Annotated in this window: 22 protein-coding genes; 9 read left to right on the top strand and 13 right to left on the bottom strand. The window is 52.8% G+C overall.

What is annotated here, in order from left to right; genetic code table 11:
- Positions 1 to 17 precede the first annotated feature (17 nt).
- Positions 18 to 824: a ribonuclease I gene (rna, locus tag IB222_RS16580; protein ID WP_126318859.1), complete on the top strand. Its 807-nt coding sequence runs from the start codon at positions 18 to 20 to the stop codon at positions 822 to 824.
- A gap of 41 nt (positions 825 to 865) precedes the next feature.
- Here the strand turns inward: rna and IB222_RS16585 are convergent, their stop codons facing one another.
- Together IB222_RS16585 and IB222_RS16590 are read right to left on the bottom strand one after the other, a co-directional pair.
- Positions 866 to 1489: a flavin reductase family protein gene (locus IB222_RS16585; RefSeq protein ID WP_063940716.1), complete on the bottom strand. Its 624-nt coding sequence runs from the start codon at positions 1487 to 1489 to the stop codon at positions 866 to 868.
- 96 nt (positions 1490 to 1585) lie between these two features.
- The gene (locus IB222_RS16590) at positions 1586 to 2416 is read right to left on the bottom strand and encodes an alpha/beta hydrolase (protein WP_003831266.1); all 831 of its coding nucleotides are present in this window, start codon (positions 2414 to 2416) and stop codon (positions 1586 to 1588) included.
- Positions 2417 to 2691: 275 nt separating this feature from the next.
- Between IB222_RS16590 and rnk the strand changes: the two genes are divergently transcribed.
- Together rnk and uspG are read left to right on the top strand one after the other, a co-directional pair.
- Positions 2692 to 3102: a nucleoside diphosphate kinase regulator gene (rnk, locus tag IB222_RS16595; protein WP_003831264.1), complete on the top strand. Its 411-nt coding sequence runs from the start codon at positions 2692 to 2694 to the stop codon at positions 3100 to 3102.
- Positions 3103 to 3285: 183 nt separating this feature from the next.
- The gene (gene uspG, locus IB222_RS16600; protein ID WP_003022101.1) at positions 3286 to 3714 is read left to right on the top strand and encodes a universal stress protein UspG; all 429 of its coding nucleotides are present in this window, start codon (positions 3286 to 3288) and stop codon (positions 3712 to 3714) included.
- 82 nt (positions 3715 to 3796) lie between these two features.
- On the opposite strand, the gene ahpF is transcribed toward uspG, so the two are convergent.
- Together ahpF and ahpC are read right to left on the bottom strand one after the other, a co-directional pair.
- Positions 3797 to 5362 carry an alkyl hydroperoxide reductase subunit F gene (gene ahpF, locus IB222_RS16605; protein WP_149384120.1) on the bottom strand — a complete coding sequence of 522 codons (1566 nt, stop codon included), beginning with the start codon at positions 5360 to 5362 and terminating at the stop codon, positions 3797 to 3799.
- Between the two features lie 154 nt (positions 5363 to 5516).
- A complete protein-coding gene (gene ahpC / locus IB222_RS16610) occupies positions 5517 to 6080 on the bottom strand; it encodes an alkyl hydroperoxide reductase subunit C (RefSeq protein ID WP_002894394.1) in 564 nt (187 codons plus the stop codon).
- A 374-nt stretch (positions 6081 to 6454) separates the two neighbouring features.
- Here ahpC and dsbG point away from each other — a divergent pair, with 374 nt between their 5' ends.
- From dsbG to IB222_RS16630, 4 genes are all read left to right on the top strand, one after another.
- A complete protein-coding gene (dsbG, locus tag IB222_RS16615; protein WP_149384119.1) occupies positions 6455 to 7201 on the top strand; it encodes a thiol:disulfide interchange protein DsbG in 747 nt (248 codons plus the stop codon).
- Between the two features lie 204 nt (positions 7202 to 7405).
- Complete coding sequence (locus tag IB222_RS16620) at positions 7406 to 8308, top strand: LysR family transcriptional regulator (protein WP_149384118.1); 903 nt, start codon at positions 7406 to 7408, stop codon at positions 8306 to 8308.
- A gap of 153 nt (positions 8309 to 8461) precedes the next feature.
- Complete coding sequence (locus IB222_RS16625) at positions 8462 to 9685, top strand: phosphoadenosine phosphosulfate reductase (RefSeq protein WP_149384117.1); 1224 nt, start codon at positions 8462 to 8464, stop codon at positions 9683 to 9685.
- On the top strand, positions 9670 to 10287 hold the full coding sequence (locus tag IB222_RS16630) for a ParB/RepB/Spo0J family partition protein (RefSeq protein WP_149384116.1): 618 nt from the start codon (positions 9670 to 9672) through the stop codon (positions 10285 to 10287). The genes IB222_RS16625 and IB222_RS16630 overlap by 16 nt, the downstream gene beginning before the upstream one ends.
- On the opposite strand, the gene IB222_RS16635 is transcribed toward IB222_RS16630, so the two are convergent.
- Entirely contained in the window at positions 10288 to 11448 is a 1161-nt protein-coding gene (locus IB222_RS16635; protein ID WP_149384115.1) for a pyridoxal phosphate-dependent aminotransferase, read from the bottom strand. It abuts the gene before it with no gap.
- A 131-nt stretch (positions 11449 to 11579) separates the two neighbouring features.
- Here IB222_RS16635 and IB222_RS16640 point away from each other — a divergent pair, with 131 nt between their 5' ends.
- Positions 11580 to 12668 carry an oxidoreductase gene (locus tag IB222_RS16640; protein WP_149384114.1) on the top strand — a complete coding sequence of 363 codons (1089 nt, stop codon included), beginning with the start codon at positions 11580 to 11582 and terminating at the stop codon, positions 12666 to 12668.
- A 98-nt stretch (positions 12669 to 12766) separates the two neighbouring features.
- Here the strand turns inward: IB222_RS16640 and IB222_RS16645 are convergent, their stop codons facing one another.
- The 7 genes from IB222_RS16645 to entC all read right to left on the bottom strand — a co-directional run bounded on the left by IB222_RS16645 (position 12767) and on the right by entC (position 20177).
- Positions 12767 to 12964, bottom strand: a complete 198-nt coding sequence (locus IB222_RS16645) for a YbdD/YjiX family protein (RefSeq protein WP_003022064.1) — start codon at positions 12962 to 12964, stop codon at positions 12767 to 12769.
- A gap of 63 nt (positions 12965 to 13027) precedes the next feature.
- Positions 13028 to 15133, bottom strand: coding sequence for a pyruvate/proton symporter CstA (gene cstA, locus IB222_RS16650; RefSeq protein ID WP_008784063.1), 2106 nt, complete (start codon positions 15131 to 15133; stop codon positions 13028 to 13030).
- A gap of 184 nt (positions 15134 to 15317) precedes the next feature.
- Complete coding sequence (gene entH / locus IB222_RS16655; RefSeq protein ID WP_003022055.1) at positions 15318 to 15731, bottom strand: proofreading thioesterase EntH; 414 nt, start codon at positions 15729 to 15731, stop codon at positions 15318 to 15320.
- Between the two features lie 2 nt (positions 15732 to 15733).
- A complete protein-coding gene (gene entA / locus IB222_RS16660; protein WP_149384113.1) occupies positions 15734 to 16489 on the bottom strand; it encodes a 2,3-dihydro-2,3-dihydroxybenzoate dehydrogenase EntA in 756 nt (251 codons plus the stop codon).
- Positions 16489 to 17346, bottom strand: coding sequence for an isochorismatase (locus tag IB222_RS16665; RefSeq protein ID WP_149384112.1), 858 nt, complete (start codon positions 17344 to 17346; stop codon positions 16489 to 16491). Before IB222_RS16665 ends, entA begins: the two co-directional genes overlap by 1 nt.
- A 13-nt stretch (positions 17347 to 17359) precedes the next feature.
- On the bottom strand, positions 17360 to 18970 hold the full coding sequence (gene entE, locus IB222_RS16670) for a (2,3-dihydroxybenzoyl)adenylate synthase EntE (RefSeq protein WP_126318879.1): 1611 nt from the start codon (positions 18968 to 18970) through the stop codon (positions 17360 to 17362).
- A 31-nt stretch (positions 18971 to 19001) separates the two neighbouring features.
- Positions 19002 to 20177, bottom strand: coding sequence for an isochorismate synthase EntC (gene entC / locus IB222_RS16675; RefSeq protein ID WP_149384111.1), 1176 nt, complete (start codon positions 20175 to 20177; stop codon positions 19002 to 19004).
- 187 nt (positions 20178 to 20364) lie between these two features.
- Between entC and fepB the strand changes: the two genes are divergently transcribed.
- The gene (gene fepB, locus IB222_RS16680; protein WP_003831194.1) at positions 20365 to 21321 is read left to right on the top strand and encodes a Fe2+-enterobactin ABC transporter substrate-binding protein; all 957 of its coding nucleotides are present in this window, start codon (positions 20365 to 20367) and stop codon (positions 21319 to 21321) included.
- Positions 21322 to 21381: 60 nt separating this feature from the next.
- On the opposite strand, the gene entS is transcribed toward fepB, so the two are convergent.
- Positions 21382 to 22617 carry an enterobactin transporter EntS gene (entS, locus tag IB222_RS16685; RefSeq protein WP_149384110.1) on the bottom strand — a complete coding sequence of 412 codons (1236 nt, stop codon included), beginning with the start codon at positions 22615 to 22617 and terminating at the stop codon, positions 21382 to 21384.
- Positions 22618 to 22695: the final 78 nt, after the last annotated feature.

Consider the following 22695-nt stretch of genomic DNA (forward strand, 5'->3'; position numbering starts at 1 on the left):
AAGTGTCCGAAATCATCATGACATCAACATGGCGTTATTCTTCGTTGCTGGCAGCACTCCTGCTGCCAGTTTCTGCAGCTCAAGCCGATGAACTTCAGGCAAAACAGTACGCTGATTTTGACAGCTACGTGCTGGCTCTCTCCTGGCAAACCGGATTTTGTCAGAGCCAACACGAGCGTAATCGTCAGGAGCCTGACGAATGTCGTTTGCAAAAAGAGAGCGCAGACAAAGCGGATTTCCTGACCGTTCACGGTTTATGGCCCAGCCTGCCTAAATCCATCGCCGCCCGCGGAGTGGATAACCGCCGCTGGATGCGTTTTGGCTGCGCGACTCGCCCCATTCCCAACCTGCCTGAAGCCCGCGCAAGCCGTAAATGCGCGGCCCCCGAAACCGGACTGTCGCTGGAAAGCGCGGCAAAACTCAGCGCTGTAATGCCCGGTGCTGGAGGGAGATCCTGTCTGGAACGTTACGAATATGCCAAACATGGCGCGTGTTTCGGTTTTGATCCCGACACATACTTCGGCACTATGGTACGGCTGAATAATGAGGTTAAGAACAGCGAGGTGGGCAAATTCCTGGCGGAAAACTACGGCAAAACCGTCAGCCGTAACGCATTTGACGCCGCCGTTGCCAAAAGCTGGGGCAAAGAGAACGTCAAAGCTGTGAAGCTAAGCTGCCACGGTAATCCAGCGTATCTCACTGAGATCCAGTTATCCCTGAAAGCCGACAACATCAACCAGACGTTATCTGCCCAGTCATTCTTACCGCAACCGCATCCGGGTAACTGCGGTAAACAGTTTATTATCGACAAAGTCGGATACTGAAACTTGCGACCGACGCTGCGAGCTGGCGTCGGTCCGTAAACTTAGCGTTTTGCACGGGCGTCCGGGCGAACTAAATCAAAACGGTGTGTTTCACTGATCGAATAATACGCCGTTGGCCCACCTGCACGCAGCACCGGCTTCGCTTTCGCCGTCTGATAGATGCCGTCTTCCAGGAGCGTTTCATCTATGTGAATGCCTACCACTTCCCCCAACACCAGCCAGGTATCAACCGGTGAGCCATCAGCAGTAGTTAGTTGCAGAGTTTGCGATAAACGACACTCAAAATTGACCGGGCTTTGCGCCACGCGCGGCACGTTGACTATCCGGCTATCTGCCTTGCTAAGCCCGGCGGCAAAAAACTCGTCCTCACCGTGCGGCAAGCTGGCTGACGTTTCGTTCATCGCAGTGGCCAGCTCAAGAGTCGTCAGGTTCCAGACAAATTCACCGGTTTCGATAATATTCTGCACGCTGTCTTTCCAGCCGCTGCTGGCGAAACCGATAATCGGCGGGTGATAGTTGAAACAGTTAAAGAAACTGTATGGTGCCAGATTGTGCCGACCGTTGCTGTCACGCGACGCAATCCAGCCAATCGGGCGCGGTCCAATGATGGCATTTAGCGGATCATGCGGTAAGCCGTGTCCCTGTGACGGTTGATAGAAATACATAGCGTTCCCTGTTGAAGTTAACGTCAGCGCAGCACAAATTATGCTTCGCTCATCCCCCTGGAAAAAGAAGATCAGCGTAGAACAATCTGCCAACGATTACGACTGAATAAAGTTGAGCAGGTCACCGTTGATCTGTTGCTTATGGGTGGTGCAAATGCCATGCGAGCCGCCGACATATACCTTCAATTGCGAGTCCGGCAGTATTTCCGCCGCGACCTTTCCGCAGGTTTCAAACGGGACAATCTGATCGTCATCACCGTGGATCACCAGCGTCGGGATGGTCATCTTTTTGAGGTCTTCACGCAGATCTGTTTCCGAAAACGCGTGTATACAGTCGTACAATGCTTTGATGGAACCTTGTAAACCTTGTTCAACAAAGCTTTCGCGAACGGCTTTCGACTCTTTTGCGCCAGGACGATTGTAGCCATAGAATGCAGCGGTCAGCTCATAGAAAAAGGCGGCGCGATCGTTCACAACCCCCTCACGGATGCCATCGAATACCTCTTTCGGCACGCCATTTGGGTTAAAGTCAGTCTTGATCATGATGGGCGTCACTGCGCCAATTAACACCGCTTTTGCCACCCGCTGCGTCCCATGCCGGCCAATATAACGAGCCACTTCCCCACCGCCGGTAGAGTGTCCAACATGTACGGCATCTTTAAGATTGAGATGCGCGGTAAGTTCAGCCAGGTCATCAGCATACTGATCCATATGATGACCATCCCAGGGTTGGGCCGAACGCCCATGTCCACGCCTGTCATGGGCGATCACACGAAATCCTTTCGATCCAAGGAACAGCATCTGATCTTCAAACGCGTCTGCCGTCAGCGGCCAACCGTGACTGAACACAATAGGTTGTCCACTTCCCCAGTCTTTAAAATGCAAATAGCTGCCGTCTTTCAAGGTAAGTTTGTCGTACTGGCTCATGAGATCTCCTGTCGCGGAACACTGAGTTGTTTGACGCGCCCGCAGCGAGCGCTTAAAAAGCATAATGCAAATTGGAGAACGATCACGTTTTTCGGCTAAAATCACACCATATGCGACAATATTGATGATTTACCTGAATGTGAACTAAATCACTTCAAACATGGGGTAAGTCTCAGTATCATCATAAAAGCTAAACCCTTGCCGCCTGACGGTGAGGGTTTTCTTTTGGGATTATTTACCTGCGCACCCGCAGTATCGACGACATGGAGTAATAAATGTCCAGACCAACTATCATCATTAACGACCTCGATGCAGAACGCATTGACCGCCTGTTGGAGCAACCTGCGTTTGCTGGTTTACCGATTGCCGACGCCCTTAACGCCGAGCTGGATCGTGCCCAAATGTGTTCTCCAGAAACCATGCCGCACGACGTCGTGACCATGAACAGCCGCGTGAAATTCCGCAATCTGAGTGATGGCGAAGTCCGTGTGCGTACCCTGGTGTATCCGGCCACTATGACTGACAGCAACACACAGCTTTCGGTAATGGCACCTGTCGGCGCTGCACTTCTGGGGCTGCGCGTTGGTGATACCATTCACTGGGAACTGCCAGGCGGGACCTCAACGCACCTCGAAGTTATCGAGCTTGAGTACCAGCCTGAAGCTGCAGGCGACTACCTGCGCTAACTCTGTCTTATCAAAGCCACTCGCTTTATCTTACAGGGGATGCATCCGCATCCTCTTTCCGGTTAGATCTCCCTGCTCCTCGCTTTCTTTCCTGTTCGCAAAACATAAATCTGTGTCGTGACTGACAGAATCGTTTTTAATACTATGCTGTTATGTGTTCATGTAATGACAAGGAGAATGTTTATGTACAACACAATCATAATGCCTGTTGATGTATTCGAAATGGAACTGAGCGACAAGGCTATTCGCCATGCAGAATTTCTGGCCCAGGATAAAGGGGTTATCCATCTGCTGCATGTGCTGCCAGGCTCAGCGAGCTTAAGCCTGCACCGCTTTGCAGCCGATGTCCGTCGTTTTGAAGAACATCTGCAACACGAAGCGGAAACCCGTCTGCAAACGATGGTCGGTCACTTCAGCATCGATCCTTCCCGTATTAAACAACATGTCCGCTTTGGCAGCGTACGTGACGTGGTCAACGAGTTGGGTGAAGAGTTGAATGCGGATGTCGTTGTCATTGGGTCGCGTAACCCATCAATCAGCACCCATCTGCTCGGCTCAAACGCTTCCAGCGTTGTCCGTCACGCGACTTTGCCAGTGCTGGTTGTTCGTTAACAGCCACTGATTTGATAAAGAAAACCCCTGCCAGGTTAACGCCTGACAGGGGTTTTTATAGTGCAGGTGAGTCTTACTTTTTTTATGCTACTGTCGTGCGAATCAGATAATCAAACGAACTTAACGAGGCCTTCGCACCTTCACCTGTCGCGATGATAATCTGCTTATACGGTACGGTGGTGCAGTCGCCGGCAGCGAAAACGCCTTTCACGCTGGTTTCGCACTTGGCATCGATGATGATTTCACCCATACGGTTACGTTCAACGGCACCTTCCAGCCAGTTGGTGTTCGGCAGCAGACCAATCTGAACAAAGATACCTGCCAGTTCCACATTGTGAACATCGCCGCTCACACGGTCACGATACTCCAGGCCAGTAACTTTGCTGCCATCGCCTTTCACTTCTGTCGTTTGCGCATTCAGAATGATGTCGACGTTTTTCAGACTGCGAAGCTTATTTTGCAGCACCTGGTCGGCCTTCATTTCAGGAGCAAATTCCAGCAGCGTCACATGTTCAACAATACCTGCCAGGTCGATAGCCGCTTCAACGCCGGAGTTACCGCCGCCAATCACCGCAACACGCTTGCCTTTAAACAGCGGACCATCACAGTGCGGGCAGTAGGTTACGCCTTTGGTGCGATACTGATCTTCGCCCGGAACGTTCATGTTGCGCCATTTCGCGCCGGTGGCGATGATAATGCTGCGTGCTTTCAGCACCGCGCCGGAGGCCGTTTCAATCTGATGTAGACCGCCTTCCTGCGCTGCCGGGACCAGTTTGCTTGCGCTCTGGCTGTCGATCACATCAACATCATAATCATCAACGTGTGCTTTCAGCGCGCCTGCCAGTTTCTGACCTTCGGTTTTCGGCACCGAGATGTAGTTTTCAATATCTACAGTATCAAGAACCTGACCGCCAAAACGCTCGCCCATCAGACCGGTGCGAATGCCTTTACGTGCAGAGTACACCGCTGCCGCCGCACCTGCAGGACCAGAGCCGACAATCAACACGTCATAAGCATCGCGCTTATTCAGCTCTTCAGCCGCACGTTTTTCTGCGCCAGTATCCACTTTCGCCACGATCTCAGTCAGCGTCATACGTCCCTGACCGAACTCTTTGCCGTTCATAAATACCGCCGGAACACCCATCACGTTACGATCGGTGATTTCGTTCTGGAATGTACCGCCGTCAATCGCCGTATGCTTGATACGTGGGTTCAGCACCGCCATCAGGTTCAGCGCCTGCACCACATCCGGGCAGTTATGGCAGGAAAGCGAATAATAGGTTTCAAATTCAAAATCACCGTCGAGATCGCGGATCTGCTCCAGCAACGTCTGCGCCTCTTTTGAGGGATGGCCGCCAGTCCACAACAGCGCCAGCACCAGAGAGGTAAACTCATGTCCCAGCGGAGAACCGGCAAAACGCGGTCCCTGCTGAGAACCAGGATTAGTAATCAGGAACGATGGCTTACGCACCGCCAGAGTATTGTCTTCTTTGAAGGTGACTTTGTCTGACAGTTCAGCAATTTCAGTCAGCAGTTCCTTGATTTCTGCCGATTTAGCGCTGTCATCCAGCGTCGCAATCAGCTCAACAGGTTTGGTCAGTTTCTCAAGGTAAGCCCTGAGCTGGGTTTTCATATTTGTGTCGAGCATTCTTCTTCCCTCTCTGAAAACATCATCATGCAAGCCGATTTTGCGGGACTGCATTAATGCAACTTGCGTCATGGTGCTGGAATGAAACAGGCGCAAATTTGCGCCTGTGGAATGCCGGATGCACTACGTTTATCCGGCCTACAAACTACGCGACTTAGATTTTACCAACCAGGTCCAGAGATGGCGCTAAGGTTGCTTCACCTTCTTTCCATTTCGCCGGGCAAACTTCACCTGGGTGGGAAGCGACGTACTGTGCGGCTTTGATTTTACGCAGCAGGTCAGACGCATCACGGCCGATACCTTCAGCAGTAACTTCGATTGCCTGGATGATACCCTGCGGGTCAACAACGAAGGTTGCGCGGTCAGCCAGACCTTCATCTTCACGCATGTTGTCGAAGTTACGGGTCAGGGCGCCAGTCGGGTCGCCGATCATCGCGTATTTGATTTTCGCGATGGTTTCAGAGCTGCTGTGCCATGCTTTGTGGGTGAAGTGGGTGTCGGTAGACACGGAATACACATCTACGCCCAGTTTCTGCAGTTCTTCATAGTGGTCAGCCACATCGCCCAGCTCGGTCGGGCATACGAAAGTAAAGTCAGCCGGGTAGAAGAAGAAGACGCTCCAGCGACCTTCGGTATCTTTCTCGGTTACTTCGATGAACTCACCGTTTTTGAACGCCTGGTTTTTGAAAGGTTTAATTTTGGTATTAATCAAAGACATCTGTACTTCCTCCGTGTTTTCGTTGAGAGATAAGTTAACGAAAATCTCTTCGCAGGGCTAATGCGTTTCCTTTATCAAATCAATAAGCGTTAACTAACAACCCACTCAAACTCATGTTGTGAACCTAAAGATAAAAGTAAAAAAGGCCCCCTTTGCAGGGAGCCTCATTACCCGAGCTACCCGCAGGTAACGTCAGTGCCAGCAGGGCTGGCTATGTGTTGCGCTCTACATTACCTTAACAAAGGTCGTAACAGCGATGGGGATTACATCACCCAACTAAAGAAAGGGCAATCGACAGACCGTCGATCTTACCTATGGCTGTGATAGGTTTTGCAATCAAGCCCCCTTTCCTGCTGATTTTATAAGGAAAATCAATGTTTAAACGCACCTTACTCTTAACTCTTCTCCCCGCTATCGTGCACGCAGAGGAGCTCCCTGCCCCAGTTAAAGCCATTGAGAAACAGGGAATTACCATCCTGAAGCCCTTCGACGCGCCGGGAGGAATGAAAGGCTATCTGGGAAAATACCAGGACATGGGGGTCACTATCTATGTCACACCTGACGGTAAACATGCCATCTCCGGCTACATGTATAATGAAAAAGGCGAAAACCTCAGTAATGCGCTCATAGAAAAAGAGATCTATGCCCCTGCCGGACGTGAGATGTGGCAGCGAATGGAAAAAGCGTCGTGGATTCTGGACGGGGAAAAAGAGGCCCCGGTCATTGTCTACGTGTTTGCCGATCCTTTCTGCCCCTATTGCAAACAGTTCTGGCAGCAGGCGCGTCCGTGGGTAGATTCCGGGAAAGTTCAGCTACGTACACTGCTGGTTGGCGTGATCAAACCCGAAAGTCCAGCAACTGCTGCAGCGATCCTCGCAACTAAAGATCCGGCTAAAACCTGGCATGACTATGAAGCCTCCGGCGGGAAAATGAAGCTGGAAATCCCGACTTCGGTCCATCCTGAACAGATGAAGGTACTGAATATCAACCAAAAACTCATGGATGATTTAGGTGCTAATGTGACGCCTGCTATCTACTACATGAGTAAAGACGATACGTTACAACAGGAAGTGGGATTACCCGATAAAGATAAATTAAATATTATTATGGGAAATAAATAAAGGTAACAGAATGAGTGATTGTTATGGTTCTCATTTCAATCACTCTTTTAAATGTATTTTTATCGTAACCATCACGCAATCTGTGTTATTTTAGTTTAAGTTAATTATTCATTAAGTACACAAGCATAAATTTTAAGAATGATTAGAATTTAAATTATTCAATAATTGAATTATTCAACATATTACCATCACGGGAAGGTATGCATGGCTAACCTCTATGACCTCAAAAAATTCGATCTTAACCTGTTGGTAATTTTTGAATGTATTTATCAACATTTGAGCATCAGTAAAGCTGCGGCCACACTGTATATCACCCCTTCAGCCGTCAGCCAGTCATTACAGCGACTGCGGACACAGTTTAACGACCCCTTGTTTATTCGCTCCGGCAAAGGCATTACGCCCACGGTCACAGGGGTAAATCTTCATCTTCACCTTGAAAAGAATCTTAATAATCTGGAACAAACCATTAATATTATGCACGGTTCCAGCCTGAAAAATAAATTTGTAATCTACAGTCCGCAAATTACAACCAATCTGAATGTGACATCTTTAATTAATAACCTCAGAGAAAACTCAGATATTGAAATTGAGCATCATGATATATTGATGTCAGCAGAATCGGCTGAAAATATCCTTGCCTATCGTAAAGCCGATCTGGTTATTTCAATAACACCGATCCACAATCGGTCTATTGTATGCACTCAGTTCAAGACCATTGAGTGTGTTTTAGTATGCAGCGGCAACCACCCCAGAATAAATGAAGCGAGTACGCTCAAACAAATTCAGCAAGAGCAATTTACATATTTTTCCTCTGAAGATCAGGGGATTAAAGACTATCGTTCCCGTGCCAGTGAATCGATGGCATTCCATAAAGTGGGGTTTAGTAGCGACTCCTTACTCTCAATTGCTAACGTTATCGCCACTACGGATATTATTGGTGTAATCCCCAAACAAATTTATGAACTCTATCAACCAGCATTGAAATTTAAAGAAATTAGAACCGATTTTGAATTGCCAAAAATCAAATTATTCATCATGTATAACCGCGCATCACTGAATAATAAAGCCTTTGCAGATTACATAAACAAACTGTCTTTAGATAGTTAATGATAACGCATTTAAATTCACATGAATTATACAACAGCACAATAGCATACAAATAATTAATACATTTAAATATTGCATGCCGCAAGAAAAAGCCTATTTTATTACGGACATTTATTATGGTTGCAAATAATAAAAATTCGATATAGGTTTTGTATGTCTGTTTATAAAATACCGCTGGATAAAAATGTTCTGCAAGCTGCGCAGGAACGTATCGCATGGACACTTGAAACCTTGCCGCGTGTCTGCGTTTCTTTCTCTGGGGGTAAAGATTCAGGGCTAATGTTGCATCTGACCAGCGCCATTGCCCGTCAGTTACAGAAAAAAATAAACGTCTTATTTATCGACTGGGAGGTTCAGTTTTCCTGCACTATCGATTATGTCCAGGCGCTACGCGAGAGTTATTCCGATGTCATCGAAGAATTTTATTGGGTCGCTTTGCCGCTGACGACGCAAAATTCACTGTCACAGTTTCAGCCTGAATGGCAATGCTGGGAACCGGGCACTCAATGGGTGCGCCAACCGCCTGCAGATGCCATTACCGATCCCGAATATTTCTCTTTCTACCAACCCGGTATGACTTTCGAGCAATTTGTTCGCGAGTTTGCTGAGTGGTTTTCGCAGAAACGACCGGCCGCCATGATGGTCGGGATCCGCGCCGATGAGTCATATAATCGCTTCGTCGCCATTGCGAACTCGAATAAACAGCGTTTTGCCGATGATAAACCCTGGACCACCAGCGCCCCCGGCGGGCATACCTGGTATATTTATCCGATTTATGACTGGAAAACCGCCGACATCTGGACGTGGTTTGCGAAATCAAGACTCCCTTGTAATCCCCTGTACAACCTGATGTATCAGGCGGGTGTTCCCACGCGATACATGCGCATCTGCGAACCCTTTGGGCCAGAGCAACGCCAGGGACTGTGGCTTTACCATGTTATTGAGCCTGAACGCTGGGCAATGATGTGCTCCCGCGTCAGCGGTGTAAAAAGCGGCGGGATATATGCTGGTCAGGACAACCATTTTTACGGTCACCGCAAAATATTAAAACCCGAACATTTAAGCTGGCAGGAATACGCCATGCTGTTATTGAAGAGTATGCCGGAAACGACCGCTGAACATTACCGCAATAAAATCGCCGTCTATTTACAGTGGTATAAGAAAAAAGGCATGGAGAATATCCCACAAACCCAGGAAAGAGATATTGGTTCAGTGGATATTCCGTCGTGGCGGCGTATCTGCAAGGTCCTGCTGAATAACGACTATTGGTGCCGGGCTCTCTCATTTAGTCCAACGAAACCCAAAAACTATCAACGTTACAATGAGCGCATGAAAACAAAACGCCAGGAATGGGGACTCTTATGCAACAACGATTAACTCAGGAACTCCTCGGCTTTCTTTCTGGTTTATCAGAACCAGAGAGAATTGAAGCCATAAATGAATTCAGAAAGGCAATACACAGCGTCAGTCCCTTCCGCGAGGAGCCCGTAGATTGCGTACTTTGGGTTAAAAATGATCATATTTCACCCAATGACTACAACCCCAATAACGTTGCGCCACCGGAGAAAAAGCTGCTGCTGAAGTCCCTCGAGGCTGACGGGTTTACGCAGCCCATTGTAGTGGTTCACTCAACGGCTGAAGAATACGAAATTGTCGACGGTTTCCACCGCCACGAGTTAGGTAAAGCCAAAGCCTCACTGAGGCCCAGGCTGAAAGGATATCTGCCGGTTGCCTGTTTAGAACGCGAACGCCATGAGCGAATGGCGGCAACCATTCGCCACAACCGCGCTCGCGGGCGTCATCAAATCCACGCCATGTCCGAGATTGTCCGCGAGCTATCGCAACTGGGATGGAGTGAAGAAAAAATTGGCAAGGATCTCGGTATGGACAACGACGAGGTGTTACGCCTGAAGCAAATCAACGGCCTGCAAGCGTTGTTTGCCGACCGTCGATTCTCCAAAGCCTGGACCGTGAAATAGCTACAGCGAAACCAGACGCTCGGCTGCCGCTAACAGCGTCGATTCTTGCTTGGCAAAACAGAGGCGAATCAGTTTATGCGGGAAAGGATCGGCGCAGAACACCGACAGCGGGATTGCCGCAACGCCCACTTCAGTGGTCAGCCACTGGCAAAACTCCACGTCGTTAAGCGAGGAAACGGCGCTGTAATCGACCAGTAAAAAGTACGTGCCTTCACACGGCAGAATTTCCAGTCGGCTGTCACGCAACGCGTTCACCAACACGTCGCGTTTTTTCTGATAAAACGCGGGCAGTTCGCGATAGTGTGCCGGATCGTCTCGTAGCATATCCGCCAGTGCGAGCTGAGCCGGCGTGTTAACGGAAAACGTCAGATACTGGTGCACTTTTCGTAGCTCAGCGCTAATGGCGGCTGGCGCAACGCAGTATCCGACCTTCCAGCCGGTCATGTGGTAGGTCTTACCAAACGATGAAACAGCAATAGCGCGTTCCCGCAGCTCTGAATGTGCCAGCACGCTGGCATGCCCCTGTTTGGCGAAACAGATATGCTCATAAACTTCGTCGCTGATGACAAAGATCTCGCGTTCTTTAATCGCCTGCCATAGCGCGTCGAAATCGGCGTGATGCCACACAGTGGCAGAAGGGTTATGCGGCGTGTTCAGGATAACCAGTCGGGTACGGTCGCTGAGTAAGGCACTAAACGCCTGCCAGTCGACGCGAAAAGCCGGCGGTTGCAGCGCGATACGTTTAACCACCCCGCCGGATAATTCTACCGCGGGCGCATAGCTATCGTAGCTCGGGTCGAAACAAATCACCTCATCACCAGGACGCACCAGCGCAGTGATGGCTGCGTACAATGCCTCCGTTGCCCCCGCCGTGACGGTCACTTCACTATTCGCATCGGGTTTATAGCCGTACAGGTCTGCCGTTTTATCCGCGATGGCTTCGCGCAGCGGCTGCACGCCCGTCATCGGCGCATACTGGTTTGCACCTTGCGCGACGTGATACGCCAGACGTTCCTGCAAAAAGAGCGGACCGTCAAAATCAGGAAATCCCTGCGAGAGGTTAATGGCCTGATGCTGCTGCGCCAGCGCACTCATTTGCGTGAAGATAGTAGTGCCCAGATTAGGCAGTTTGCTTTGCGGAATCAGCGGGTTATTACTCATTATTGTTATCCCAGCGTGTGATGTTGTGGTTGAAGCCACTATAACACGATGCTAGTATTTGGCAATCAAGACGTTCAGACGTCTATATAAAAATAACCTGCCTGGACAGGACAGCCAAAGGACAACACAACATGAGTAATACCGAGATTCGCGTCGTTACCGGCCCGGCCAACTATTTTTCCCATCCCGGCAGCCTGGTAAGACTCAACGATTTTTTCACTGCCGACCAACTCGCACATGCCGTCTGGGTTTATGGTGAGCGCGCCATCGATGCGGCCCGCCCTTATCTGCCAGAGGCTTTTCATCTCGCCGAGGCTAAACGTCTGCTGTTTACGGGACATTGCAGCGAAACCGATGTTGCTCAACTGGCAAAAGAGTCGGGAGAGGATCGTAGTGTGGTGATTGGCGTGGGTGGCGGAACATTGCTCGACACCACTAAAGCGCTGGCCCGTCGCCTGGGTTTGCCGTTTGTCGGTATTCCTACGATTGCGGCGACCTGCGCTGCCTGGACGCCGCTCTCCGTCTGGTATAACGATGTGGGCCAGGCGCTGCATTTTGAAATTTTCCCTGACGCCAATTTCCTCGTGCTGGTCGAGCCAGAGATCGTTCTCAATGCGCCAGAAGAATACTTACTGGCGGGGATCGGCGATACGCTGGCGAAATGGTACGAGGCCGTCGTTCTTGCGCCTCAGCCGGAAAACCTGCCATTGACTGTTCGTCTGGGTATCGATGCCGCGCAGGCGATCCGCGACGTCCTGCTGGAAAGCAGCGAGCAGGCGCTGACAGACAAACAACAAGGCACGTTAAGCCGCACGTTTTGCGATGTAGTAGATGCAATTATTGCCGGAGGCGGCATGGTTGGTGGTCTGGGCGAGCGCTACACCCGCGTGGCGGCGGCGCATTCTGTTCACAATGGCCTGACCGTCCTCCCACAAACTGAGAAGTTTTTACACGGCACTAAAGTGGCGTACGGCATCCTGGTGCAGAGTGCGTTGTTGGGACAAGATGACGTGCTGGCGCAGTTAATTACCGCCTATCAGCGCTTCAACCTGCCAACCCGATTAGCTCAACTGGAAGTGGACATCAATAACCGCGCCGAAATCGACAAAGTGATTGCGCACACCCTGCGCCCGGTGGAGTCCATTCACGCCCTGCCGGTAGCGTTAACGCCGGAGACACTGCGCGCAGCATTCGAAAAGGTAGAGTCGTTTACGGTGTGATTAGGGTGCGGGTTGCCTGATGGCGGCCTCGCCTTATCAGGCCTACGGTCAAAGCATTGTTGTAGGCCGGATAAGCGTCTGCACCATCCGGCAAAAAATCAACAGCACTTCGCGCCGCCTTTCCCCCCATAGCGCGCATCCTGGCGCTCGCGGAAAAATTCTTCATAGGTCATTGGCGTCTGATCCGGATGCGTGACGCGCATATGTTCAACATAGTTGTCGTAATCCGGCACACCTATCATTAATCGGGCGGTTTGACCTAAATACTTCCCGGCTTTGGCGAGTGTTTCAAACATAGTGATTCCCTGTCGTACAAACGCCCTCCCCGCTGCGAAGAGGGCTCATTGGTTAAGAGAATATTAGTGCGCACCTTTCGCCTGCGCCACGATCTCTTCGACATTCTCAGGCATCGGCTCGTACGGTGTCTCTTTCGAAGTTGGTTTGTCCTCTTTCAATGCTGCCAGCGCAGTTTTGATGGAGAACAGACCCAACACCACAACGACGACCATGAAGAAGATGGTGAGACCCGCATCCAGACGGTTGTTAAACACCAGCTGCGTCAGCTGCGACTGGGTGTACTGCGCCGGAATGTTACCGCTGTCGATCATCGCCTGGAACTTGTTGGCGATAGCCAGGAAGCCGATTTTCGCATCCGGGCTAAACGCTTTCTGCCAGCCAGCGGTCAGGGTGCAAATCAGCAGCCAGGCCGTTGGCACCAGCGCCACCCATGCGTAGCGCTGACGTTTCATCTTGAACAGCACCACAGCACAGAGCATCAACGCCATACCCGCCAGCATCTGGTTAGCGATACCAAACAGCGGCCACAGGGTATTAATACCCCCCAGAGGATCCACCACGCCCTGGTGTAAGAAGTAACCCCAGGCCAGCACACACAGCGCTGTAGCCAGCAGGTTTGCAGGCAGCGAATCGGTACGTTTCAGGCTCGGTGATACCACGCCCAGCAAGTCCTGCAGCATAAAGCGCGCGGCGCGTGTACCGGCATCTACCGCCGTCAGAATAAACAACGCTTCAAACAGAATGGCGAAGTGATACCAGAACGCCACATCCATCATGCCGCCCAGCGCGCCGTGCAGAATGTACGCCATCCCGACGGCCAGCGTCGGCGCACCACCTGCGCGGGAGATGATGGATTGCTCACCCACTTCATTGGCGATTTGATGCAGGGTGTCTGGCGTAATGGCAAAGCCCCAACTGCTGACTACCTGTGCCGCAGAAGCCACTACGTCCACCGTCCCCGCAGGAGCCAGCACCGCCATCGGGCTGTTCATCGCAAAGTACACGCCCGGATCGATGATGCACGCGGAAACCAGCGCCATAATGGCGACAAAGGATTCCATCAGCATTCCGCCGTAGCCGATAAAGCAGGCCTGCCCTTCATTCGCCAGCATCTTCGGCGTGGTTCCGGAGGAGATCAGCGCATGGAAGCCAGATACCGCACCACAGGCAATGGTAATAAACAGGAACGGGAACAAGTTACCGGTCCAGACCGGGCCAGTACCGTCAACAAACTTGGTCAGCGCAGGCATGGTCAGCGTCGGACGCATGATCAAAATCCCTACTGCCAGACCAACAATGGTGCCGATTTTCAGAAAGGTAGAGAGGTAATCACGCGGGGCCAGCAGCAGCCACACCGGCAGGACGGCGGCAACAAAACCGTAGCCCACCAGCATCCACGTCAGCTGTACGCCGGTAAAGTCAAAGTACGGTGCCCAGGTCGGGCTTTCAGCCACCCAGCCGCCGGAAATAATGGCAAACACCAGGAACACCAGACCGATGACCGACACTTCGCCAATGCGGCCCGGGCGCAGATAGCGCAGATAAATCCCCATGAAGATCGCCAGCGGGATGGTGAACGCCACGGTGTAGGTTCCCCACGGACTGTGGGTCAGCGCTTTCACGACGATCATCGCCAGTACCGCGAGAATAATCACCATGATCATAAAACAGGCCACCAGCGCAATAACGCCCGCCGTTGGGCCCATCTCTTCTTTCACCAGTTCGCCAAGGGAACGACCATCGCGACGGGTAGAAACAAACAGCACCATGAAGTCCTGCACTGCACCCGCCAGTACCACCCCGGCGAGCAGCCAGATCATCCCCGGCAGATAGCCCATTTGCGCCGCCAGCACCGGTCCAACTAACGGACCCGCTCCGGCAATTGCCGCAAAATGGTGACCAAACAGCACTTTTTTATCGGTGGGAACATAATCCAGACCGTCGTTATGGCGCACGGCTGGCGTCATACGCGTCGGGTCAAGCGCCAGTACATTTTTCGCGATGTACAGGCCGTAGAAACGATAAGCGATAAGGTAGACACAGACCGACGCCACGACTATCCACAACGCGTTGATCTGTTCACCACGATTTAATGCGATATAGCCGAGGGCAAATGCTCCCATAACGGAGAGCACTGTCCAGACGAGGTACTTCCCTGATTTGTTCATAGTTGTTATCCGTTGTCCGATCCAGAGAGATGTTACATTTTGTTTCTATAACATCTTTTCTGAATTTAACAACCTGACAACCATGCAAACCCGAAGTATCACTGAGTATTTACATTGCATTGTTAACTAGATCACTTCATTCACCTGTTAACTCTGCAATTTCATTTTACTTTGCCGGGTGACCTCACCCCATCACCGCAGTGCCTAAACGGCAGGTGCAACAGCGTCGTCCCTGCTCATCAAAGATAACAATTTCCCAGCTTTGATTTTGACGCCCAAGGTGCAACGGCTGACAAACGCCGCGCACTTTCCCCTGCGATACCGCCCGATGATGCGTGGCGTTGAGTTCCGTCCCCACCACGCACTGCCCGTCGCGGGTCATCAGATAACCCGCCATCGAACCCAGCGTTTCCGCCAGGGCCGCGGATGCGCCGCCGTGCAGCAGGCCAAATGGCTGATGCGTGCGGCTATCCACCGGCATTTCGGCTTCCAGCACATCATCCCCCAGCCGGGTGTAGACCATGCCTAAATGCGCCACCATCGTGTTCTGACTGGTGGCATTGAGTTCATCCAGCGTTAAATGACGCTTCCAGATCATCGTCATGCCCCCAGCGTGGAACCGCCGTCCACCACGATATCCTGTAACGTAATGTGGCTGGCCAGATCGGAGGCGAGGAATAAAATAGTGTTGGTGATCTCTTGCGGCCGGGCGATTTTCCCCAGCGGAATCCCGAGCTTAAACTGCTCGCCAAATCCACGAATGCGCTGTTGCTCTGCGTCATCGCTGACCCACAGCGTACGCTGCATGTCGGTATCGGTCGAACCCGGAGAAACCACGTTACAACGCACACCGCTGCCTGCCAGTTCAAGTCCGACCGTAAGCGCCAGGCTTTTCAGCGCGGCCTTTGACGCACCGTAAGCGCTCATGCCGATACGCGGCGTGTGCGCAGCATCCGACGCGACGGTCACGATCGCCCCGCCCTGCTGGCGACGAAACTGCGCCATCGTCTGCTGAAACAGATTGAACGCCCCACCAACGTTAACCGCAAACGTCTGCTGCCACTCCTCAACGCTCAACGCATCGGTGGCCCCCATACGCAAAATACCTGCGGCATTGACCAACACATCCAAACGCTCGCGCGCTTTGAGGACGCGCTGGCACACTTCAGCTACCTGTCCGGCATTCGCCACATCCAGCACTTCGGTCGCAAACGGGTAGTTATCCTGAGGAAATTTGCGATCGAATCCTGTCACCTCAGCGCCAGCATTCGCAAACGCCAGCGCCGTGGTGTAGCCAATCCCTTTACCCGCGCCGGTTACCCAGACGGTTTTCCCGGCAAAATCAAATCCAGCCATTACTTCACCTCGCGGGAGAGCAGCGCCCACCATGCGTCAATGGTCGGTTTTTTCGCCAGCATCACGAAATCAATGTCACCATGAACCTTACGCCAGCGCGCCGCCAGCGCCATCATGCGCACGGAATCCAGCCCGTAGTCGATCAGGTTTTCGTCATCCATCGGCTCTTCAGACTCATCCAGCAACGGCAGAATAACGCTGCGCAACGCATCTTTACTGGTCGGGACCGGTGTCGGCAATAATTCCTGGGTCATTACCACACGTCCGGAACGTCCCGCCACGTATTTCAGCGACATCAGGTGTTCGTCACGGCTAAAGTCCGCCAGCGCATCGGCAACCATAAACGGCTTGATGTCACGCATGAAGGCGTCCGTTGCGGTGGTCATACAGCCGATATGCGCATACACCCCAGTAATGATCAGTTGATTACGCCCGGTTTCCTTGAGCATCTGTTCCAGCGGGGAACGATGAAATGCGCTATAACGCCATTTCACCAGAATAGTATCCGCTTCATCCGGCGCCAGCGCCTCAACGATCTTTTGTTGTTCCGGGGAACGCGTCAGGCCCGGTCCCCACATATCATTGAGCAGAGCGCGGTCTTCATCACTCTGTTCTTTCGGCTGAGCGGTGTAATACACCGGAATGTTATGCTCTTTGCAGTACTGGCGCAGCGCGGCGATGTTCGCGACGACCTGCGCCATCATCGGGCAGTTATCGCCCCAAAAGCCGATAAAATAATCCTGCATGTCGTGGATCAGCAGCGCGGCGCGTTCAGGGTCAAATGCCCAGTCGACTTTGTTCACCGGAACATCGAGCGCCGTTGGTAGCGCATAAGCCTGCAGTTTAGGAATTGCCATTTCTATTTCTCCTTCAGGCCAGTGAACGTGATGCCAGCCACTGACGTAATTGTTTTTTATCTACCTTCCCCACTGGAGTCAGCGGTAATGACTCAACGCACTCAACACGATCGGGTAATTTGAATTCCGCTATGCCCTGTTCGCGTAGAAAACGGCGCACCTGCACCGCGCGCAGCGGCTCTTTCACCACCAGCCAGGCACAGCTTTTCTCGCCCATCAGTTCATCATCCATACTGACCAGCGCGGCATGGATCACCATTGGATGGCGCAGTAGCAGGTTTTCAATCTCTTCAGCGGCGATCTTCTCCCCGCCGCGATTGATCTGATCCTTTTCACGCCCCTGAACGGTGATGTAACCATCCGGATCGATAGCGATCAGATCGCCGGAACAGTAAAAGCCGTTGGCGTCAAAGGCGCTGGCATTATGCTCAGGACTTTTGAAATAACCGCGGAAGGTGTACGGACCACGCGTCATCAGGCGTCCGGTCTCTCCCTGGGCTAAGGGGTTGCCGTCAGCGTCTGCTACCCAGACTTCATCATCGGGACACATCGGGCGACCCTGGGTATTGATGATGCGCTCAGGACTGTCGTCCAGACGGGTGTAGTTCACCAGCCCTTCCGCCATGCCGAAGACCTGCTGCAACTGGCAGCCAATCTCGGCTGGAATACGTGCCGCAAGCGTGGCGGAAAGTCTCGCGCCACCGACCTGAAGCAATTTCAGCGAAGCCAGTTGCGCATTGCTGCCCCACTCCGCAATCGCCTGCAACCACAGGCTCACCGCAGGTGGCACCAGCGCCGTGACGTTAACCTGATGCTGTTCAATCAGCGGGAAACACAGAGTGGCACTCGGGTCAGCCGCCAGCACTACAGTGCCACCGGCCAGGAATACGCCCAGCGCGCCTGGCGAACTCATGGCGTAGTTATGCGCCGCCGGGATTGCGCATAAATAACGCGTTTCCCCGGTGAAGCGGCAAATCTCATTGCTGCGACGCACGCTGTAGTAGTAATCGTTATGAGTGCGAGGAATCAGCTTTGGCGTCCCGGTCGTCCCCCCAGAAAGCTGGAAGTACGCCACCTCATCAGCGGGCGAAGGTGTAGCAGTAAAATCAGTCGCAGGCTGGCTTATCGCCGTTTGCAGATTGTGTTCACCTTCATCATTGCGCAGTTGCACCACGCGCACTGAATTGTGTTCAGCCACAAAAGCGTTAAGAAAATCGTCCCCGCTAAACAGCGCATGCTGGCGATCGGCAATCAGCAGCGCCGGCTCAATCTGTTTGGCATAGGCGTTGAGTTCGTTACGCTGATGGCTGAATAACGCCAGTACCGGGGCTACGCCCAGCTTGAGCAGCGCAAAAAAAGTGATATACAGCTCAGCCACATTGCCCAGTTGTACCAGCGCGGTTTCGCCGGGTTTGATCCCCTGGCGACGCAAGCTGCAGGCAAGATTGTCAGCGGCCTGATTCAGTTGGCGATAGCTCAGATGGCGTTCACCATCAATTACCGCCGTATGCTCGCTGTCGGCGTGACGGGTCAGAATGTCGGTCAGCGGCAAATCCTGCCAGTAACCTTTTTCACGATAGCGGCGGGCAAACTCTTCCGGCCAGCGGGTGAAAGGAATACTCATTATTGCTCCTTAAAACCAGTCAACAAGGCTCTTAGTGCAGTCCAAAAACATTCAACATCGTGGAGAGCTTAGCCCCCGTTTCGCGCCATTCCGCAACCGGGGAAGAGGCTGGAACAATTCCTGCTCCGGCAAAGAAACGTACCTGATTGCGCAGCAGCTTCGCACAGCGGATCGTCACTACCCACTCACCGTTACCTTCGGCATCACACCAGCCAACAATGCCACCGAACAATTCGCGATCGAACGGCTCCAGCTCGGCGATAAGCTTGCGCGCAACCTGATGTGGGAAGCCGCTCAGCGCAGGCGTCGGATGCAGCAGGCACGCCAGCGTCAGGGCGTTTTCCTGCGGGTTAGCTTTACCTTCAAACGGCGTGCCGAGGTGCCAGAGCGTCGGCGTGGTAACCAGCTGCGGAGAAGAAGGCAGTTGTAGTTCACGGCTGCGATCGCGCAATACCGTTTTCATCGCTTGCGTCACCAGTTCGTGCTCATGGCGGTCCTTCTCAGATGCCAGCAGGCGGATCCCTGCTTCGCGATCCAGCACATCATCAGGCTGACGACGTGCAGAGCCCGCCAGCGGCAGAGAACTGAAACGATCGCCTTCTTTGCGCAGTAACAGTTCCGGGCTGGCACCAATCAATACGCCGCCGTCTTCAATCGGTACATGGAAGTTGTAGCTCGCCGGGTTTTGCGCCACCAGACGCTCCAGCAGCGCACCACTGTCAATGTTGGCATCGGCGGTGATATCGATCAGGCGTGACAACACCACTTTGTCGACTTCCGGAGTGGACGTCAGCGCAACCGCCCGGGCGACCATATCTTCAAAAAAGTCCTGTTCCGGGATCGATTTACGTTCAACGACGTTCAGCGACTGATGCGCGGTAAAGTAACGTGATGATTGCTGCTTCGACGTACGAGAGAAGCTCTGCCATGATTGGGGAATAAACAGCGATGATGGCTGGCGGGTATCAAAGGGAATCGCCCCGACCATGACAGGGTTCGCGATGCCTTGCAATTTGGCATCAGCAAACAGTGCGTTCATTTTTTGTTGGAAAGGGCTGTCTGGCGAATCGCCATCAATTGCCGGTTCCGCATAGCGGGCGAAGCATCCTGACGTCGTAAAACTACGGTACGGCGACATAAAGAAAAAACTGTCGGGAGCGAGCGTCGGCATAGTCTGCGTTTTTTCCTCGGCCAGTGACGTATCCATATCATCCTCCAAAAATGATAAAGGCTCTAATAATGATTATCATTTATATTTTCGGTCGCTAACCTAAAAGTAAAGCGACGGTATGTCAACTCTTGTGGTAGCACAATGTGCGACTTTGGCTTGCATCCTTGCTCGCTAACAATGAAAATGAGAAGCATTACTTATACTGATAACAGGAAGCCGATTCGTGAGTCTCCCCTCTTTTTGCCGCACCGTGCTCTTACTGGCAGGTTTATCTCTTTCAGGAATTTCTTCAGGTCACGCCGCCGACTGGCCGCGTCAGGTTACTGACAGTCGCGGCACGCATACGCTTGAGCATAAGCCGCAGCGAATTGTCTCCACCAGCGTGACCCTCACCGGCTCGCTGCTGGCGATTGATGCCCCGGTCATTGCCAGCGGTGCCACTACGCCGAACAATCGCATCGGCGATGCGCAGGGCTTTTTACGCCAGTGGAGCGAAGTGGCAAAAGAACGCAAACTGAGCCGCCTGTATATCGGCGAACCGAGCGCCGAGGCTGTCGCAGCTCAAATGCCGGATCTGATTCTCGTAAGCGCCACTGGGGGAGATTCTGCCCTCGCGCTATACGATCAGCTGTCCACCATTGCGCCAACGCTCATCATTAATTACGACGATAAAAGCTGGCAGTCGCTGCTGACCCAGTTAGGTGAAATTACCGGTCAGGAGCAACAGGCAGTTGCGCGAATTGCCGAGTTTGATAAGCAACTTCAGGCGGTTAAGCAACATATTACCCTGCCACCACAGCCGGTCAGCGCGCTGGTATATACCGCAGCGGCGCACAGCGCCAACCTGTGGACGCCTGAGTCAGCGCAAGGCAAGCTGATGGAGCAGTTAGGGTTCACGCTGGCAACGCTGCCTGCCAACTTGCACACCAGCCAGAGTCAGGGCAAACGCCACGATATCATCCAGCTTGGCGGTGAGAACCTGGCGGCAGGCCTGAACGGTGAAGCGCTGTTCCTGTTTGCTGGCGACAGCAAAGATGCCGACGCTATTTACGCCAATCCGCTTCTGGCGCATCTGCCTGCCGTGCAGAATAAACGCGTTTACGCCCTGGGTACGGAAACCTTCCGTCTCGACTACTACAGCGCCACGCTGCTGCTGCAACGTCTGTCAGCTCTCTTTTAATGGTCAGCGCCGGATGCGGCTAACGCCTTATCCGGCCTACAACCTTAGAGCACAACGCGATCAGACATTCACGGGGACCTGCCGGAATCGGCGTACTTCTCCCAACAACAGCAGCAGTAGCAGACCGACAATCACCAGCCCGAATCCACTCACGCTTGCCGAAGCAACCGGCGTCATCATCGCGCCCAGACCACCTAACAACGCCGCGCCAATCGCATCGCCGGTGACGTTTTGCGCCGTCCACAAACCGTTAATTCGTCCGAGCATCGCTTCCGGCGTCTGCGTCTGTAACAGGGTGTACTGCAACAAAGAGCTGACCGCGCTCAACCAGCCAAACAGCGCCAGACAAACCACACCAAGCTGCCAGACGGGCATCAAGCCAAACAGGCCGATAGCCAGAAATGAAGCCACGGTCGATGCCAGCATAATCAGTCCCGGGCGAACGCTGTGCGCCAGTTGTCCGCTAGTCAATGCGCCCACGGCTGCCCCTAGCGGAATAGCCGCATACAACAGGCCAATTTGCGCACTCGACATGTGCCAGTTAATCGCCAACGCCGGATACAGCACACGCACGGCGCTCGCCATGGTTAACAGACCACCGAGCAGCGCAATGCCGCCAATCAGCGGGCTGGCAAGCAGAAAGCGGAATGCCGCCAGCAGCGATTTCAGCGGATGCTCGCGCGGCTGCGGCGGAGGCGGCAACGCAGGAAGGCTCAGCAACGGTAGTAAGGTAATGAAGGTTCCCGCCGCCGCCAGTCCGTAGTTCCAGGCCACGCCGCCAGTCGCGAGCAGCACCCCGCCAAGCATCGGTGAAATTACCGATCCCAGACGCACCGTCAGCATGGTAATCGCCCCAGCCTGCATCAAATTCTCGCGCCCAACCAGCGCTGGCGTCGCAGCCAGCAATGCGGTCACGCCCAGAGAGGCAAAGAAACCGTCCCATAAGCCAAGCAGATAAATCGCCAGCAACGACGGTTCGGGCAGCAGCGCATTCAGACACAGGCCAATAAAGCCAATACCACAGGTTCCACGCGCCAGCAGGATCACTTTTTTACGCTCATAGCGGTCGGCCAGCACTCCGCCCACCATCAGGCCAATAAACATTGCGCTACCGGTCAACGTCACCGACAACCCCACCTGCCAGGTCGACTGGGTCATCATCTGGATCTGTACCAGAACCGCCACGCCGAGTAGCCCCAGAGAGACAATGGAAATAAAACGGGCGAGGAAGACAGCGCGAAATGCTGGGTGGGTCTTTAACAGGCTGAGATTGAGCAGCCAGGATTGTCGATTCATTACAGAGCCTTACCAGGTACTTTTTCAATATCCATTCGATGGCTGCACATGCTAACATATCCAAATAAGATCGATAAC

Origin of the sequence: Citrobacter sp. C13 (assembly GCF_014596815.2) — a bacterium.
GTDB classification, from domain to species: Bacteria; Pseudomonadota; Gammaproteobacteria; order Enterobacterales; family Enterobacteriaceae; genus Citrobacter; species Citrobacter portucalensis.

Bases quoted from the DNA above. Each gene is read 5' to 3' on its own strand.
- cstA (WP_008784063.1), bottom strand. From the start codon at position 15,133: ATGAACAAATCAGGGAAGTACCTCGTCTGGACAGTGCTCTCCGTTATG.
- IB222_RS16635 (WP_149384115.1), bottom strand. From the start codon at position 11,448: ATGAGTAATAACCCGCTGATTCCGCAAAGCAAACTGCCTAATCTGGGC.
- entS (WP_149384110.1), bottom strand. From the start codon at position 22,617: ATGAATCGACAATCCTGGCTGCTCAATCTCAGCCTGTTAAAGACCCAC.
- IB222_RS16585 (WP_063940716.1), bottom strand. From the start codon at position 1,489: ATGTATTTCTATCAACCGTCACAGGGACACGGCTTACCGCATGATCCG.
- rna (WP_126318859.1), top strand. From the start codon at position 18: ATGACATCAACATGGCGTTATTCTTCGTTGCTGGCAGCACTCCTGCTG.
- ahpC (WP_002894394.1), bottom strand. From the start codon at position 6,080: ATGTCTTTGATTAATACCAAAATTAAACCTTTCAAAAACCAGGCGTTC.
- entE (WP_126318879.1), bottom strand. From the start codon at position 18,970: ATGAGTATTCCTTTCACCCGCTGGCCGGAAGAGTTTGCCCGCCGCTAT.
- rnk (WP_003831264.1), top strand. From the start codon at position 2,692: ATGTCCAGACCAACTATCATCATTAACGACCTCGATGCAGAACGCATT.
- entA (WP_149384113.1), bottom strand. From the start codon at position 16,489: ATGGCTGGATTTGATTTTGCCGGGAAAACCGTCTGGGTAACCGGCGCG.
- uspG (WP_003022101.1), top strand. From the start codon at position 3,286: ATGTACAACACAATCATAATGCCTGTTGATGTATTCGAAATGGAACTG.
- dsbG (WP_149384119.1), top strand. From the start codon at position 6,455: ATGTTTAAACGCACCTTACTCTTAACTCTTCTCCCCGCTATCGTGCAC.
- IB222_RS16645 (WP_003022064.1), bottom strand. From the start codon at position 12,964: ATGTTTGAAACACTCGCCAAAGCCGGGAAGTATTTAGGTCAAACCGCC.
- IB222_RS16625 (WP_149384117.1), top strand. From the start codon at position 8,462: ATGTCTGTTTATAAAATACCGCTGGATAAAAATGTTCTGCAAGCTGCG.
- IB222_RS16590 (WP_003831266.1), bottom strand. From the start codon at position 2,416: ATGAGCCAGTACGACAAACTTACCTTGAAAGACGGCAGCTATTTGCAT.
- IB222_RS16630 (WP_149384116.1), top strand. From the start codon at position 9,670: ATGCAACAACGATTAACTCAGGAACTCCTCGGCTTTCTTTCTGGTTTA.
- IB222_RS16620 (WP_149384118.1), top strand. From the start codon at position 7,406: ATGGCTAACCTCTATGACCTCAAAAAATTCGATCTTAACCTGTTGGTA.
- ahpF (WP_149384120.1), bottom strand. From the start codon at position 5,362: ATGCTCGACACAAATATGAAAACCCAGCTCAGGGCTTACCTTGAGAAA.
- entC (WP_149384111.1), bottom strand. From the start codon at position 20,177: ATGGATACGTCACTGGCCGAGGAAAAAACGCAGACTATGCCGACGCTC.
- IB222_RS16665 (WP_149384112.1), bottom strand. From the start codon at position 17,346: ATGGCAATTCCTAAACTGCAGGCTTATGCGCTACCAACGGCGCTCGAT.
- entH (WP_003022055.1), bottom strand. From the start codon at position 15,731: ATGATCTGGAAGCGTCATTTAACGCTGGATGAACTCAATGCCACCAGT.
- IB222_RS16640 (WP_149384114.1), top strand. From the start codon at position 11,580: ATGAGTAATACCGAGATTCGCGTCGTTACCGGCCCGGCCAACTATTTT.